15 protein-coding genes are annotated in these 14,502 nt (G+C 57.1%); 6 read left to right on the top strand and 9 right to left on the bottom strand.

Features of this window, described 5'->3' with window-relative positions:
* Positions 1–4 precede the first annotated feature (4 nt).
* From KP702_RS03565 to KP702_RS03540, 6 genes are all read right to left on the bottom strand, one after another.
* Positions 5–1,450: a glycoside hydrolase family 32 protein gene (locus KP702_RS03565; protein ID WP_202206674.1), complete on the bottom strand. Its 1,446-nt coding sequence runs from the start codon at positions 1,448–1,450 to the stop codon at positions 5–7.
* An 81-nt stretch (positions 1,451–1,531) separates the two neighbouring features.
* The gene (locus KP702_RS03560; protein WP_202206673.1) at positions 1,532–2,356 is read right to left on the bottom strand and encodes a hypothetical protein; all 825 of its coding nucleotides are present in this window, start codon (positions 2,354–2,356) and stop codon (positions 1,532–1,534) included.
* On the bottom strand, positions 2,353–3,306 hold the full coding sequence (locus KP702_RS03555) for an MlaD family protein (RefSeq protein WP_202206672.1): 954 nt from the start codon (positions 3,304–3,306) through the stop codon (positions 2,353–2,355). Before KP702_RS03555 ends, KP702_RS03560 begins: the two co-directional genes overlap by 4 nt.
* Entirely contained in the window at positions 3,306–4,034 is a 729-nt protein-coding gene (locus KP702_RS03550; RefSeq protein WP_202206671.1) for an ABC transporter ATP-binding protein, read from the bottom strand. Before KP702_RS03550 ends, KP702_RS03555 begins: the two co-directional genes overlap by 1 nt.
* Before the next feature lies 1 nt (position 4,035).
* Positions 4,036–4,851 (bottom strand): ABC transporter permease, encoded by an 816-nt coding sequence (locus tag KP702_RS03545; RefSeq protein WP_202206670.1) that lies wholly within the window; start codon positions 4,849–4,851, stop codon positions 4,036–4,038.
* Positions 4,848–7,166: a cache domain-containing protein gene (locus KP702_RS03540; RefSeq protein WP_215768501.1), complete on the bottom strand. Its 2,319-nt coding sequence runs from the start codon at positions 7,164–7,166 to the stop codon at positions 4,848–4,850. The genes KP702_RS03545 and KP702_RS03540 overlap by 4 nt, the downstream gene beginning before the upstream one ends.
* Positions 7,167–7,455: 289 nt before the next feature.
* Between KP702_RS03540 and KP702_RS03535 the strand changes: the two genes are divergently transcribed.
* Positions 7,456–8,265: a folate-binding protein YgfZ gene (locus KP702_RS03535; protein WP_202206668.1), complete on the top strand. Its 810-nt coding sequence runs from the start codon at positions 7,456–7,458 to the stop codon at positions 8,263–8,265.
* Entirely contained in the window at positions 8,262–8,672 is a 411-nt protein-coding gene (gene hisI / locus KP702_RS03530; protein ID WP_202206667.1) for a phosphoribosyl-AMP cyclohydrolase, read from the top strand. The genes KP702_RS03535 and hisI overlap by 4 nt, the downstream gene beginning before the upstream one ends.
* Here hisI and KP702_RS03525 read toward each other — a convergent pair.
* Genes KP702_RS03525 through KP702_RS03515 form a run of 3 tightly spaced genes read right to left on the bottom strand, consistent with a single transcriptional unit; the run spans position 8,666 to position 11,405 of the window.
* On the bottom strand, positions 8,666–9,442 hold the full coding sequence (locus tag KP702_RS03525) for a ribonuclease T2 family protein (protein WP_202206666.1): 777 nt from the start codon (positions 9,440–9,442) through the stop codon (positions 8,666–8,668). The genes hisI and KP702_RS03525 overlap by 7 nt on opposite strands.
* Positions 9,439–10,287 (bottom strand): S-formylglutathione hydrolase, encoded by an 849-nt coding sequence (gene fghA / locus KP702_RS03520; protein WP_202206665.1) that lies wholly within the window; start codon positions 10,285–10,287, stop codon positions 9,439–9,441. The genes KP702_RS03525 and fghA overlap by 4 nt, the downstream gene beginning before the upstream one ends.
* Positions 10,288–10,289: 2 nt before the next feature.
* Positions 10,290–11,405 (bottom strand): S-(hydroxymethyl)glutathione dehydrogenase/class III alcohol dehydrogenase, encoded by a 1,116-nt coding sequence (locus tag KP702_RS03515; protein WP_046899562.1) that lies wholly within the window; start codon positions 11,403–11,405, stop codon positions 10,290–10,292.
* 234 nt (positions 11,406–11,639) lie between these two features.
* On the opposite strand from KP702_RS03515, the gene KP702_RS03510 reads away from it, so the two are divergent.
* The 4 genes from KP702_RS03510 (at position 11,640) to KP702_RS03495 (ending at position 14,498) form a co-directional block, all read left to right on the top strand.
* Positions 11,640–12,515, top strand: coding sequence for a bestrophin family ion channel (locus KP702_RS03510; RefSeq protein WP_215768500.1), 876 nt, complete (start codon positions 11,640–11,642; stop codon positions 12,513–12,515).
* 53 nt (positions 12,516–12,568) lie between these two features.
* Positions 12,569–13,156, top strand: coding sequence for a CarD family transcriptional regulator (locus KP702_RS03505; RefSeq protein ID WP_046899564.1), 588 nt, complete (start codon positions 12,569–12,571; stop codon positions 13,154–13,156).
* Between the two features lie 157 nt (positions 13,157–13,313).
* Positions 13,314–14,114, top strand: a complete 801-nt coding sequence (locus tag KP702_RS03500; protein WP_064274068.1) for an SDR family NAD(P)-dependent oxidoreductase — start codon at positions 13,314–13,316, stop codon at positions 14,112–14,114.
* 3 nt (positions 14,115–14,117) lie between these two features.
* Positions 14,118–14,498: a response regulator gene (locus tag KP702_RS03495; RefSeq protein WP_202206664.1), complete on the top strand. Its 381-nt coding sequence runs from the start codon at positions 14,118–14,120 to the stop codon at positions 14,496–14,498.
* Positions 14,499–14,502: the final 4 nt, after the last annotated feature.

Genomic DNA, 14,502 nt, shown 5'->3' with positions numbered 1-14,502 from the left:
ATGTTCAGGCCGGGCTACTGGTCAGGCGATCTGGAGAAATGGGGCTCATCGCGCGGGCAGAGACAACGGCCTCACGGAATGTTCCTTCCACAGACAACTTGAAGGCCACATTCGTATTTCCATAAGCCCGGGTCGTGAGACAGACACCTGAAGAGGTGAAAATTTCCACGACCGAACCATCTACGAAAATATCCAGCATATTGCGGGCGGCCAATGGCAAGGGTGCGGAATCTCCATTGGCCATCAATTCTTTTCCGGGCCGGTATGGATCGTAATCAAGCTCCAGAAATGGCCCCTCCCCTCCAAATGTCAGGCGCCCGGCCTCGGTTCCGATAAAGGTCAGACGAATTCGGCCATTCGGTCCATCGGGAGCGGCCCAGGACGAGGGCGTGAGCTGGCGGAAATGCGGGCCTTCCAACACAGCCAGATTGGGATGGGGTGCAAGACGCAGAGCGGCATCCCCGTCAGCCGTGAGAACCCGCGGCAAAGACATGACACCACTCCAGCCCGCTTCCATGGCCCCATGACTGCGCTCAGGCTTCTCAGGCACCCAACCCCAGAGAACGCGCCGCCCGTGCTCATCCAACATGGTCCGTCCGGCGTAGAACGAGCCATATCCAAGAGGCTGAATAATGCGCGGATGAAATGCACCTTCGCTGTAAATGCCTGAAGCATAATAAACAGTGCTGCCCAGCGAGTAGATCAGGACCCAGGTGTCACCGAGCGCAAAAAAGTCCGGACATTCCATGGCATCGTCGTAAGCGCCAGGCAGATGCGTGGGGCCATAGAAAATAGTGCGATAGGTCCAGTCTTTTAGATTCTCACTATCGTATTTCAGAATGACCCCACCCGGACCAAACTGGGATTGCCGAACGTTGGCGCCGAGCAGCATGTGCCATCCCTCGTGATCCTTCCAGACGAGCGGATCGCGAAATCCATCAACATGCAGTCCCGGCGGGGGCTCGGACAGAACGGGCACAGGGTTCTGCTTCCAGTGCATCATCTGAAGATCAGATGTCGACGTACACTGCACGGATGGCTCAATACCCGTGTAAAAAGCGATCGCCTGATCTTCAACGATCACAACGCAACCACTGAAAACTCCGAGGGCATCTGGCCCCCCGGGAACAGGGCTCATTGCAACGGGTTCGTGATGCCAGTGAACGAGATCAGGGCTGGTCGCGTGGCCCCAGTGAATGTTTCCAAACGCAGCTTTATCCGGCCCCCACTGATAGAACATATGATAACGACCATTGACCCAGACCGGGCCGCAGGGATCGTTCATCCACCCATAAGGAGCAATCAGATGATATTGAGGGCGCAATCGATCCGCGGCCATCACGGCGGCTGACGGAAGACGATAAGGCCGCGCCTGACTCCTGTGCGTCCGCCCCAGAGCCAGCAAGGCCGCTCCAGACCCAAGAACCATTCGCCTGGATATATGCCTCATCTTCTCTCCCTCTCGTTCCGATTTCGTTACTATCGAATGAGAGGGGCGGCTCTGGCAATGACGGAAAAAATTTTTCCTTGATCAGCGAATGGCTGCTGCAGGCGTACTCACGGCAGAGACCGTGATGGAGGCTTTCTCCACATGGCCAGTCTGCTGCACGCTTCGGCTTGAGAGTTCCTGCTGTCGTAAAGCAGCAGCGGTATTCATGTCACCCTGTGCTTCAGCAGCCTGAGCGGCAACGAGCAGAGCACGCCGCATCCCTTCATAATCCTGCGCATCCCGTCTCTTCTGTGCCAGGGACATGGCCTGTTCCAGCGCAAGTGCTGGCGCATGATTCAGGAGTGCCAAACGCGCAGCCAGATCCTGATGATCCAGCATGGCGGCAGGCTCTTTTGAGGGAGCCAGTACCGCTTCCATGCGGGCCAACTGTGTTACGTTACCTTGATCTGCGGCCCCCAGACCAGCCAGATAAGCCGCACGGTTACGAATGCCTACATCAGGCGACTGAAGCGCCACGAGCGCAGACGCCTCAGAACCCGTCAGGTCATGCTGCCGATATAACGCTGCACTTCTGACAAGCTCCAGATCACTGGTCTGACTGTACTGACGCAGCTTCAGAGCTTTCCCAGTATGATCGAGTGCTGTCAAAGCATCGGCAGGCTTGTTTTCTTCCAGCAGGGCCGTCGCAAGATTAAAGCCCGCATCATGAATCTGGGCAGCATCATCCCGAATAAGGGCACGATCCATCGCCGCACGGTACTGACTTTCGGACTGGTCTGGATGTCCAAGCTCGAAAGCGCTCCGCCCGGTGTCCATGGCGTTTTCATACGCCTGGTCCGGATCAGGCCCCTTGGTTACAGACGAGCAACTCGCCATGGCAAGACACAGTAGAATCATGCGCTTCATGGACGGACAGCCTCCGCTGGCAGACGGTGACTGGGAGCTTTCTGCGCTGTACCACCCAGCAGCCATAGGCCCCTGAGCTGATCTGTCAGCTTGCGGAGGCTATTGGCACTCGCTTCCGCCTGCGTGATGAGCGCAGGAAGCTGGGCCGTTGCGGCACTGGCATGGGTAATCGTTTCCTGCACCTGCGGCATGCTCTTGCGAAGGGTGTCCGTGGCCGATTTGGCATTATCCATCGTGCCATCAGCTTTCGTCATGACACCCCCAAGCTGCTTTTCGATCGGCTGAAGGCGGGCAATAACTTCTGTAAGATTTTCCAGCGCCTGATTGGCTTTCTGAAGAGTATCGTCCTTCGAAAGCAACCCGCCAACCGTGCCCTTGCCGGCCCGCATGTCCGTCAGCATGTCATTGACCTGCTTGGTAATGGCCTGAACGCTATCCATTGCGGGGACGAGTTTGTTTCTCAGGTCCGTAACCGTCTGGGTGATCACGTCTGCCGGGTTTGCCTCCACTGTCGCGTTCAGCACGGCATAGCCCCAGTCCATGTCTTCCCCACGGCCACGGCCCAACTCGATATAGCTGGCACCTGCCACCACGAAACGATGCCGGATCACCGCAGAACTATCCTGACGGATGAAGGGCACAAACTGCGGCTCGATATAGCCCTCGGCATACATCCGGCCAGTGCTGTTCAAATCCAGATGGCGGATTTCACCGGCATGAACACCCATGATCTCAATGTCGTCCCCGATAGCCAACCCCGCCACGCCGGTTTCCGGCAGAACAAAGTGGATCTTCTTCTCGGGTGTCAGCCACTGCTTGAGAAAGCCGGCTTCTGCCACAGCCACAGCGAAGAGGACGATGGTGACAAGAACCAGCAATCCCACCCATTCATCCGCATAGCGGTTCTGGAAAAGCGGGCGGGCAGTGTCAGGGCGGCGTACGCGGAACATCAAGACCCTCGCATCGAAAACAGTCCATCATCATACAGTCGGAGGCGAATGGTCGCATCCGCTTCATAAGCCCCCCAGGCGCTGTCATTCGGGGCGAGCCAGACAACAGCACAGCCCCGGTCACGCGCATCCGTCAGAGCAGACAGAAAAGCGTTCATGAGCGGAGGGTTGGCACTTCCCATCGGATTTTCCAGCAGAAGAAGCGCGGGCTCCCCCAGAAACGCACGCACGCAGTCAGCCCGGCAACGATCCAGAGGAGACAGTTTGCCCGGAGAAACGACTGGCAGGCCGGGCAAGCCAAACTGCATTCCCAACTGCACGGCCTGTTGCATCAACCGTTCCTCGGGCACCCGAGTATGATGCAGTTGTGGCCAGAGGATGTTCATATAGGTGCCATACAGGTCAATCCAGCCGCCATTGGCCACCATTCGACCAATCCGCCCCCGAAGGGCAGCAGCACGCCGTTCGTCCAGATCAGACCACTCAAGGCCCATACAGCGGGCAATACCGTCTTCCAGATCCACCAGCCCGACACACATATCGGAGAACAGGCTGGCCTGCTGCATATCCCGACATTCAATGAGAGCACAGTCACCCGGGTTCAGGCGCAGGTTGTAGCGTACAGAGGCCAGACCACTGCCATCAAAGCGCGGCCGGGCATCCAGCAACTCCAGAATAGGATCGAGGATGTTCAGTTCAGCAGGTGGGACTGTCTTCTCGTCGGCCATATCAACCGAGCCAGACGCTGAGGACGACGTTAATCGTCATGATGGACAGGATGCCACGCGCAAATCCTCTTGGCATCAGCGAGGACAGATCGTCTTCGGTTGTGGCATCCATCCCGGACAGGCAGGAGCACACACCCACCGCAAAGCCACTGAAAATGAATTTGGCCGGAATGGCAAAATAGTCGACCGGGTGCATGCTACTCACCACCTGATCCAGAAACGCCCAGACCGGCATGGTGATGACACCTTCAACACGACACACCGCATAACCGACCAGCAATGCCGTCAAACTGAAGATGATGCCCAGCGTGAACCCACTGATGGTCATGGCCAGACTTCGCGGAAGCAGAAATGCCACGAACGGATCAATCCCCATCCCCGTCAGAACGCGCATCTGACCACCCGTCGTCAGGGTTCCCAGTTCCGTCAGCATCAACATCCCGGAACGCCCCAGAAGAATGACGCCAACCAGCACCGGAGCAATCTCCCGCACCATCACGGTAGACAGGATCGAGCCCGTCATCTGGGCCATCCCGGCAAAACCCAGCCAGTAAACGGCCTGTGCCACAATCCCGAACCCCGTCAGAGCGGCCGTCACCAACACACTGAGAAGACCGCCGCCTGTGGCCTGCTGAAGAGAATGCCAGAATTCGATCCGCACAGTCCGGCGCCAGGACGTGGGCGACAGACCAACACGAATGACGCCCCAGGAAGCACCAATCACCATCAGGGTAAACCGCATCTGGGTCCGGGTAAAATATCCCAAAGTACCCAAAGCGTTCTGCACGCGCGGAATGCGATCGAAACGGGTTTTCATCGCCGCCCCGCCAGAATGAAACTGCGGGTCACGCCGCTGTTCGGCAGATAGAACATGCCTCTGGCTCTGAAGAGGAAATGCTCCCTCAGTTGGATATAAGCCTGTTCCGAAACCTGAATTGTCCCGGCATCAGGCGCACTGGCAGCCAGAAGCTCAGCCACATTGATGGCCTCACCCCACAGATTGAAAACCGACGGTTCCTTGCCCAGCATCGCCGCCATGACAGGCCCAACATCAATACCCACGCGGAAGACCGGATCAATATCTACGGACGCCAGAAGGGACAGGCAGGCTTCACGGATGGACACCGCAGCATCTGCCAGACGCAGCACCGCGCCAGGATCAGGCTCCTGCGAACATCCGCCGACTAGCACCAGACGGTTACTCACCACCTGAACAGAGAACAGCCCCGTCTCCCGGGCAATGCGCTGAATGTCTTCGCTAAGCGACGAGACAACTTTCATGGCCCGTTCGGCGCTGTGGCGATCCATTGCATAAGGATCAGCAAAGGAAATCACCATGACTGGCACCTGCGGGTAAATCCCGCTTGGCACCACGCCGTCCTGAACACCCGAACCCGGTGGCAGAAGGAATCCCTCATCGTAACGCGTGTCTTTCAGCTCATGCGACACGCTCGGACGCGCCCCAGCCTGCTGGTCTCCCTGATCCAGAGCCTGGGAAAACCGTAGTGCCACGACAGACGAAACAATCGCGACAATATGCTCCATCGCGTCTGCTCTGGATGGGTCTTCCAGAATAATGACGCCAACGGCCTGATGCCCCCGCATAACCGGATGAAAAACGAGCGACCTGGCATCCACGGCCCGCATAATGATGCGCTGGAAATTCTGACTGCGCTCGTCCTGACGCGCATCTTCAATGAAAAGGGAATGCCCTTCCATCAAGGCATCGAAAAGCTTGCTGTGCTCGCGTTTCGTAATCTCGATACCTGTGCTGTGGACATCCCGCACAGGATCGAAAGCATCTTCGCACAGTAGGCGTTCTCCATCTGGAAGCAGTCGCCAAAGGCTGGCGCGCCGGGAGCCCGTTCGCGCCGCCAGAGCTTCCGTCAGGATCGGGACATCGTGAGACGCTTCGAACAGATCTGGCGTACTGGCAATCTCGTACAAAGAAGCATTTTCTGCCCGCATCTGCTCACGACCGACTTCAATCCGCTTGCGCAGCCGGTCGATACGACGCCCCTGTATGATCAACCCAAGGGCCAGCAAAGACGCCAGTCCAACAACCAGAGCCGAAAACCAGAGGTTCTGACGACGCGCCGTAATGGCAAATTCCGAGAAATCGTTTTCCGGCGCGTTCAGCAACAAGACCCAGCGCCTGTGCACGAAAGGAAGCGTCGCGGCGATGGTGACGTAATTCTTGTTGCGCGCCGTCACGAGGCCCGGTCCAGGTCCTTTGACCTTGAAGGTATTCAGGGCCCGAATGAAAACAGGCTGCGTCTTTGGATCGAGTTGCATATGAGCGGGATCAAAAGACGGCTCCGATCCGTCTTCGCTCATATTATGCCCGGCGATGATCTGCCCCTTCATATCCACGATCACGGCTCGACCACTGCGGCCAACCTGAAGCTCGTTGAGAAAAGATGTCAGCCGGTTCAGGGAGATATTGGTGGCAAAGACTGCGCGATGCCCATCTTTCATCGGGAACGCGATGGAAGCGGTAATGGTAAATTCGCGAGCCGCCAAATACGCGTAAGGATTGGTCCAGTAGAGCGCCCCGTCTCCCCGTCCAATCCGTTTGATGGCCCCTTGAAACCACGGGCGCACCGTGACGTCATATTTGTCAGCCGGATCTGAAGCCGTACTCAGATACGTGCCATTCTGATCCACATACGTGTGTCTATAGACCTCATGGCCATTCTCGACCTGAAAATGAGTCTGCTCGTAGTCCTTGCCGTGCCGTGTCACCATCCAGAACTGGCCCTGATCACTGGCCAGATAAAAGCTGTCTACCTGAGGCGTATGGGCCAGCATGGAACGGCCATAGAGCATGAACGAGTCTGGTGACGCATCCGTCAGCGGTGAGCCGAACATGTCCGGAGCAATACTTGCGCTGTCAGACGCCGGTGAAAGGTAATTCCGGACCTCTTCCGTCACATACTTCTGCTGACTGCGCAGCAGATCAGAGGAAAGCGCAATCGCGCCCTGCCGGGTGGTCCGATAGTTGTGCAGGCTGATCGTAATAATGGCCGCAATGACCAGCAACACACCAACAATAGGCCCAAGAAACTGCAGAACCCTTTGCCGGCTACTGGCGGGGCTTCGTGTCGGATCAACAATCTCGGCAGCTGACAAGGGCGTGTTACTCCGGAACTACGGATAGTCTGATGGTATTTCTGACAGGCTTTGACATGACAATATCTCCTGCCCATTCATCTGCCGCAACCCATACGACACTGAACGAACGCTCGAACCCGCAGGTTTTTTGCCTGCTTCCAATAAACTTTCGTCAATTCTTGCTCTGTACAAAGAGGCATCTTAATCCGTATCGTACAAGTCCTCTTTCATTCGCCTCCAAACGGCAGCATATCATCCGTCTGCATGTCTGCCTCGCCTTTCATTCACGCATGCCCTGGTGCCTTCCATGATTGAACTGCTCCCCCGCCGCTCTGTTCTGACCTTTTCAGGCGCTGACCGAGCCTCATTCCTGCAAGGGCTGATCACGAATGACGTTCAGACACTGGCCCCTGACAAGGCCGTCTGGAGTGCCCTTCTGACGCCGCAGGGCAGATGGCTAAGCGAGTTTTTTCTCTTCACCGATGGCGACCGCATCCTGATGGACTGTCCATCAGAGCATGCAGGAATGCTGGCCAAAAAGCTGTCCCGCTTTCGTCTGCGCGCGGATGTCAAAATCGAACTGACAGAGCTGCATGTCATTGTTGGCGCCACTGACACGGTACCATCTGAAGCGCTCTGCTCCGCGCCCGACCCGCGCTGCGAGAATGCCGGATGGCGCGCGATTGTCTCCCAATCACCTGTCGAACCCACACAGGGCCATGACTGGCTGGACCGACGCCTCGCTCTTGGCCTTCCAGACACGGACGATTTCGAGAGCGAAAAAACACTCGCACTCGAAGCCAATCTGGACCTGCTGCACGGCGTGTCATGGAAGAAAGGCTGCTACATGGGGCAGGAGTTGACGGCGCGCACCCATTATCGTGGCCTTCTCCGCCGTCGCATCCTGCCAGTCACGGTGAAAGACGGGACATTTCCAGAAACAGGTGGCATTCTCACGATGGGTGACAAAGAGGTCGGTGAATTGCGCTCGCGCCATGGATCGCACGCTCTGGCCCTCCTCCGACGTGAAGCGTGGCTGTCGCCAGACCTTGCTTTTGAGGGCAAACCGGTCTCCGTTGTGTGGCCTGACTGGTTCCCTCTGGAGATGCGTTCGTGACTTATACCCCGCCTGCCCCCGCCATCGTCGATGACATTGTCAGCCAGACGAAGTTCGATGCGAATGGTCTGATTTCCGCCATCGCGCAGGACACGAAAGGCGTCATTCTCATGCTTGCGTGGATGAATGCGGATGCTCTGCGTGAAACACTTTTGACGGGGCGTGTATGTTACTGGTCCCGGAGCCGACAGTCTCTCTGGCGCAAAGGCGAAACGTCAGGCCAGCAGCAGCATCTTCTTGAAGCTCGTCTGGACTGTGACATGGATGCCGTCCTGATGATTGTGGATCAGACTGGCGTCGCCTGCCACACCGGGCGTCGCAGCTGTTTTTATCATGGCGTTACACCAGACGGGCTGCGCGACACCGCACAGCCCGAAATCAGTACCAAAGAACTATACGGTCACTGACTGACGTTAACTGGCACCGCTGCTCCCGGCAGCGGCCAACCCGGCATCATGAACGTTGCCGGGCAATTGTCCTGCACCTGCGGGGACGAGAGATAAGCACCATTCCCCGGAAAGACTGAAAGCTTCTTCGGGTCCAGAGTGAACCAGAACTGCGTCAGGACAACGCGCCCCTCGTGGTCAGGCTCACACTGAAACTGAAGCGCTCTTTCCTCCCGAACACCAGTGAGTTGCACGAACATCGACAGCAGATCGTCTTTCTTCACCTGGAAGCCGCTATGCTGTGCGAGCCACTGCCCATAGGCTGAAGACGCAAAACGATCCCGCAGGATCATGGACGTAACGAAGAACTTGTCAGCGTCATATCCGAAACAACGCGCATGCTTGGTATATTCATGCACATGCAGCGGGTGCTTGAGGTGTGGCACCACGCTTGCCAGCGCACTCTCAGTGGCAGGCTGAAGCTTTGGCGGCGCATCGTCATGGTCATAAATATCGCACCCCTTTATCCACCACTGCTGCACCGGCACCGCCTGCGCTTCCAGAGCATGCGGCTCGGATGCCCAGAGCCCATGCAGCCCGATCAGATGGTTATGAGGTTGCCCCGTGAGGCATCCTCCGCCCGTTGCACAAAAGCCGGGCTGCCAGGTCAGGGCCAGTGTATCGTGGCTAAAATCTGCATGCGTGACCGGCGTCAGGGCTGGCCCGACAGGGGCCTGCGACGAGACGCAGCCCCCCAGAACAAGCAGGGCGGCAACTACAAGACGTCTCATGCCTTCAGTCCTTTGGCGTGATGGCTCAGATGATCAGCAATGACGGTCTGGATAAACCAGTAGGAATGGTCACTGTCGTCATGCCGGCGCATTTCCAGCTCTTGCCCACATTCTTTTGCGGCTTCGACAAGGGCGTCCGGACGGAGGTCAGCGAGATACTGATCCTGAAGCCCCTGATCCACGAGAATTGACGTTGGATGCTTATGCCCGCTCCGCAGTAAAAGCGTGGGATCACATTCCTTCCACTTCGCAGGGTCTCCGCCGAAATAGGCATCAAAGGCTTTTCGCCCCCAGGGAATAACGCTGGGATGACAGATGGGCGCGAGGGCTGAAACTGTTTTCCAGAATTCCGGATGGTTTAGAGCTTGATTGAGAGCTCCCATGCCGCCCATGGAATGGCCCATGATTCCGCGCCGATTTCCATCCAGCGGAAACAGGCTTTCGGTCAGAGCGGGAAGTTCCTTCCGGATGTAGCTCTCCATCCGGTAATGGGCACTCCATGGCGCGTGCGTTGCATCCACGTAGAACCCAGCCCCGGTTCCCAAGTCATATTCATCATCTTCCCCGGCTGTTCCGGTGTTCCGCGGAGACGTATCAGGCGCCACAAGCGCAATGCCGTGTTCCGCTGCGAAACGCACGGCATTGGACTTGATGAGAAAAGTCTCATGCGTACAGGTCAGACCGCCGAGAACATGGATAACCGGAACCTTTTCGCCTGCCAGAGCCTCTTTGGGCAGAAAAATCCCAAAAGTTGCAGGCACGCCCAGCTCAGCCGACTGATGCCTTAGAAAACGGACAGACCCGCCACAACAGGCATGCTGCCCCAGCGTCTCAACATCAGTCATGCTCAATACTCCACGACGCTGCGGATGCTCTCGCCGCGCGTCATGAGGTCAAAACCGTGATTGATTTCGGAGAGCTTGAGTTTGTGGGTGATGAGGGAATCAATGTCGATCCGTCCCTCCATGTACCAGTCTACAATCTTGGGAACATCTGTGCGGCCTCTCGCCCCACCGAAGGCTGAACCGATCCAGCGGCGACCCGTCACAAGCTGGAATGGGCGCGTGCTGATTTCCTGCCCTGCCCCGGCCACCCCGATCACGCAAGACACACCCCAGCCACGATGAGCACTTTCCAGAGCCTGCCGCATGAGGGTGACATTCCCCACACATTCGAACGTGTAGTCGGCGCCGCCGCCGGTCATCTCAACCAGATGCCCCACCAGATCACCGTTCGGGCCCAGGTCCTTGGGGTTAACGAAATCCGTCATACCGAACTCGCGGGCCATCTGCTCCCGGGCCGGATTGACGTCAATACCGATGATGCGTGTCGCCCCGACCATCTTGGCGCCCTGAATGACATTCAGGCCAATCCCGCCAAGCCCAAACACCGCGACAGTCGATCCCGGCTCCACCTTCGCCGTGAACATGACTGCCCCGAGACCCGTCGTGACACCGCAACCGATGTAGCAGACCTTGTCGAACGGAGCGTCAGGACGGATTTTCGCAAGCGAAATTTCCGGAAGAACCGTAAAATTCGCGAAGGTCGAGCACCCCATATAGTGATGGATGGGCTGGCCCTTGTATGAAAACCGGGATGTCCCATCCGGCATGACGCCCTTGCCCTGTGTGGAGCGGATGGACGTACACAGATTGGTCTTGCGAGACAGGCAGGACGGGCACTCACGGCATTCCGGCGTGTAAAGCGGTATGACGTGGTCGCCCGGCTTCAGATGTTTGACGCCTGGCCCCACTTCCCGGACGATGCCCGCACCCTCATGCCCAAGAATGGCCGGAAAGAGGCCCTCAGGGTCCTGACCGGACAGCGTGTACTTGTCCGTATGACACAGACCAGTCGCCTTGATCTCGACCAGAACTTCACCCGTTTTCGGGCCTTCAAGCTGCACGGTGTCAATTTCAAGAGGCTTTCCGGCCTCAAAGGCAATCGCGGCGATGACATCCATCTGAACTGGCTCCCTGATATATGTGTACAAAGTGTCTCATGAGGGAAACGGGACGCAAGAGCCGCGTTACGCTTTACACTCTTCTCCTGCCCTGACACTTGACGCTTGAAAGGTTTCTTTTCCGGTTCGAGTGGCAAAAGAGTGCAAGAGAGTGGACATCTTTTGGTGTTGGCCGGTCACACTTTTCACGGTTAGTTTCACCGGCCATACCGTTTTCAGGCAAGGAGCACAGGCTTGATCGTCAATCGCCAACACGGGCTAGCCATTCTTTTCAGAGAGTCCTTGCCACCTCTTCTGATTCTGGCGCTCTGGGACCTCGTGGTCGTCATTCTCTTCCAGATCTATCATCAGGAGTGGATGGACCAGCCAGCGCTGCCAATTTCTCTCATGGGCTCTGCACTGGCCATTTTTCTGGGCATGCGCAACAACGCGGCCTATGCCCGGTGGTGGGAAGGACGAACCCTCTGGGGCTCCATCACGAACAACTGCCGGTCGTTTGGCCGTGAGGCTGCATCCCTCCTCGGCGGGCGACCTGACCTGGCCAGATTGATGGCAGCCTACCCGCACGTCCTGCGCGCAGCTCTGCGTGGCGACAAGACGGGCGAGGAAGTAGATCGCCTCCTTCCGTCCAACATCCGTGAAAAAGTCTTCGCCTGCTCCAACACGGCCAACGCCCTGCTTTACGAAATTGGCCTTGGTGTACAGCAGGAAGTGGCTCTCAAGAATATTGACGGCGCCGTCCATGGCACCGTGGATCGCATCCTGTCTGATATCGCCAATGCGCAGGGCGGCCTTGAGCGTATCCGCAATACGCCGCTCCCGGTGCAGTATTCGGTCATTCCTGAAATCGCGACGCATCTTTTCTGCATCATTCTGCCGCTTTCTGCGGTGCAGACCCTGGGGTGGATTACGCCGCTTGGTTCCAGTGTCATCGGGCTTCTGTTCCAGATGCTGGATCGCAGTGGTCGTGACCTGCAGGAGCCGTTTATTGCCAGCGTTCATGCCCTCCCGATGCACACGATGGCGCGGACAATCGAACGTGACCTGCTTCAGCCGATTGGAGAGCCTGCTCCTGGCATCATTCAGTCCAAGCACGGCGTTCAGCCCTGATTGGACATGATAGTGCAGGACAGGAGGGGGTTTTTCTGGTATCATCCGTGGCTATGAACACCTTCAAGACCCCCCCGAAGGGCGGCATGACCGACGAAATGGCTCGTGCCGCAGCCAAGTACACCGCCCGTCAAACCGACCCTGAACACGGCACTGACCCGTTCAGCGAAGGTGACTCCATCGTCTATGCCGCACATGGCGTAGGCCGCGTGGAAAAGATTGGTATGGTCGAAGTGGCCGATACCATGATCGAGATGATCCAGATCTCGTTCCCCGGCAATCAGATGATGCTCCGCATTCCGCTTGCGAAGGCCCGTAAGGCTGGCCTCCGCAAGATCGTCACGCGGGATATCGTGGACAAGGCGATGACGGTCATCAAGGGCAAGCCGCATGTCAGCAAAGGCATGTGGGCCCGTCGTGCTGTCGCCTATCAGGAAAAGATCAACTCCGGTGATCTGATCCAGATTGCGGAAGTTCTTCGTGACCTGCGTCGTAACGTCGACAGCCTTGATGGTAGCTTCTCTGAGCGTAAGCTTTTCGAAGCTGCACAGGAGCGCTTTGTCGCGGAAGTTGCCGTTCTCGAAAATACGGACCCCGCAACGGTCCTTGAGAGCCTGACCAAGACCATGAAGGCCGCCTGAGCCTTCCAGAATTCTGTGATGTCTTCGCGTAATTACGAAAACATCACAGTTTGAAAAGCATCCTTCAGGCCGTTTCCGCGTTGGCGACACGGAAGGCCCCTCCTGGATGCCCTATCCCATTTTTAAATCACTGACGTTCAAGGAGAGGTGAGGACCTATGCCCGCCCCTTACAGCAATCGTTTCGCCGGCAAGAAAGTACTCGTTACGGGTGCGTCCCAAGGTATTGGTGAGGCAACAGCCTTACGCTTTGCAGAAGAAGGCGCTCAGGTTGCGCTGAATGGCCGCAAGGAAGACAAGTTGATTGCTGTCCGCGACAAGCTTCCGAAGGTTTCTGGCGGTGAACACCCGATCGCCACGGGTGACATCTCCAAGGAAGAAGACGTCCGCCGCCTGATGCGTGAAAGCATTGAGGCCATGGGTGGACTGGATGTGCTGGTTTGCAATGCAGGCTATCAGATCCCCTCCCCGTCTGAAGACATCAAGCTGGAAGACTTTGAAGGCGTGATGGCCGTCAATGTGACGGGCGTGATGCTGCCCTGCCGCGAAGCCATCAAGTACTGGCTCGAAAACGGCATTCAGGGCGCGATCATCGTGAACTCCTCTGTGCACCAGATCATCCCGAAGCCTCATTATCTCGGTTATTCCGCCTCCAAGGGCGCCGTGGGCAACATCGTCCGCACGCTGGCTCTGGAATATGCAAGCCGAGGCATCCGCGTGAATGCAGTCGCACCAGGTGCAATCGTGACGCCGATCAACATGTCCTGGATCAACGATCCAGAGCAGTACAAGAACGTGGCTGACCACATTCCGATGAAGCGCCCGGGCGAAGGACGTGAGATCGCGGATGCCGTCACATTCCTGGCCGCCGAAGACAGCACCTACATCACGGGTCAAACCCTCTTTGTTGATGGCGGCCTGACGTTGTATGGTGACTTTGAAAAGAACTGGTCCTCGTAATTTATGACATCTTCCCTCACTGTTCTCATCATTGAAGATGATTTTCTGATCCGGACCTGTCTTGTGGAGTTTCTGCAAGACAGTGGGATTACAGTGAGGGAAGCCAGTAACTGCGCGGAAGCCATTGCCTGTATTTCCGCTGAAAGCAGCCTTGATGCTCTCGTGGCAGATATGTCTCTTCCTGATGGCGACGGCATGAGCCTCAGCCATCAGGCCAGAGAAAAATGGCCTGATCTCCCCGTGATTTACATTAGTGGTCATGGGGACCTTCGGCGGGATGAAGCCTCTGACAATCCGGCTCTGGCCCGCTTTATCTCCAAGCCTTATTCGCTTGCAGCCATTCTGAAAGCACTTCGGGAGATGGCTGAACCTGTTTCAGGATAAACAC

The sequence above is a fragment of the Gluconobacter sp. P5B12 genome, assembly GCF_018812035.1.
Lineage (GTDB): Bacteria > Pseudomonadota > Alphaproteobacteria > Acetobacterales > Acetobacteraceae > Gluconobacter.
Note: the sequence above shows the minus strand (reverse complement) of the source record. Positions and strands in the feature narration are given on the sequence as shown.

Bases quoted from the DNA above. Each gene is read 5' to 3' on its own strand.
- KP702_RS03565 (WP_202206674.1), bottom strand. From the start codon at position 1,450: ATGAGGCATATATCCAGGCGAATGGTTCTTGGGTCTGGAGCGGCCTTG.
- KP702_RS03560 (WP_202206673.1), bottom strand. From the start codon at position 2,356: ATGAAGCGCATGATTCTACTGTGTCTTGCCATGGCGAGTTGCTCGTCT.
- KP702_RS03555 (WP_202206672.1), bottom strand. From the start codon at position 3,306: ATGTTCCGCGTACGCCGCCCTGACACTGCCCGCCCGCTTTTCCAGAAC.
- KP702_RS03550 (WP_202206671.1), bottom strand. From the start codon at position 4,034: ATGGCCGACGAGAAGACAGTCCCACCTGCTGAACTGAACATCCTCGAT.
- KP702_RS03545 (WP_202206670.1), bottom strand. From the start codon at position 4,851: ATGAAAACCCGTTTCGATCGCATTCCGCGCGTGCAGAACGCTTTGGGT.
- KP702_RS03535 (WP_202206668.1), top strand. From the start codon at position 7,456: ATGATTGAACTGCTCCCCCGCCGCTCTGTTCTGACCTTTTCAGGCGCT.
- KP702_RS03525 (WP_202206666.1), bottom strand. From the start codon at position 9,442: ATGAGACGTCTTGTAGTTGCCGCCCTGCTTGTTCTGGGGGGCTGCGTC.
- fghA (WP_202206665.1), bottom strand. From the start codon at position 10,287: ATGACTGATGTTGAGACGCTGGGGCAGCATGCCTGTTGTGGCGGGTCT.
- KP702_RS03515 (WP_046899562.1), bottom strand. From the start codon at position 11,405: ATGGATGTCATCGCCGCGATTGCCTTTGAGGCCGGAAAGCCTCTTGAA.
- KP702_RS03505 (WP_046899564.1), top strand. From the start codon at position 12,569: ATGAACACCTTCAAGACCCCCCCGAAGGGCGGCATGACCGACGAAATG.
- KP702_RS03500 (WP_064274068.1), top strand. From the start codon at position 13,314: ATGCCCGCCCCTTACAGCAATCGTTTCGCCGGCAAGAAAGTACTCGTT.
- KP702_RS03495 (WP_202206664.1), top strand. From the start codon at position 14,118: ATGACATCTTCCCTCACTGTTCTCATCATTGAAGATGATTTTCTGATC.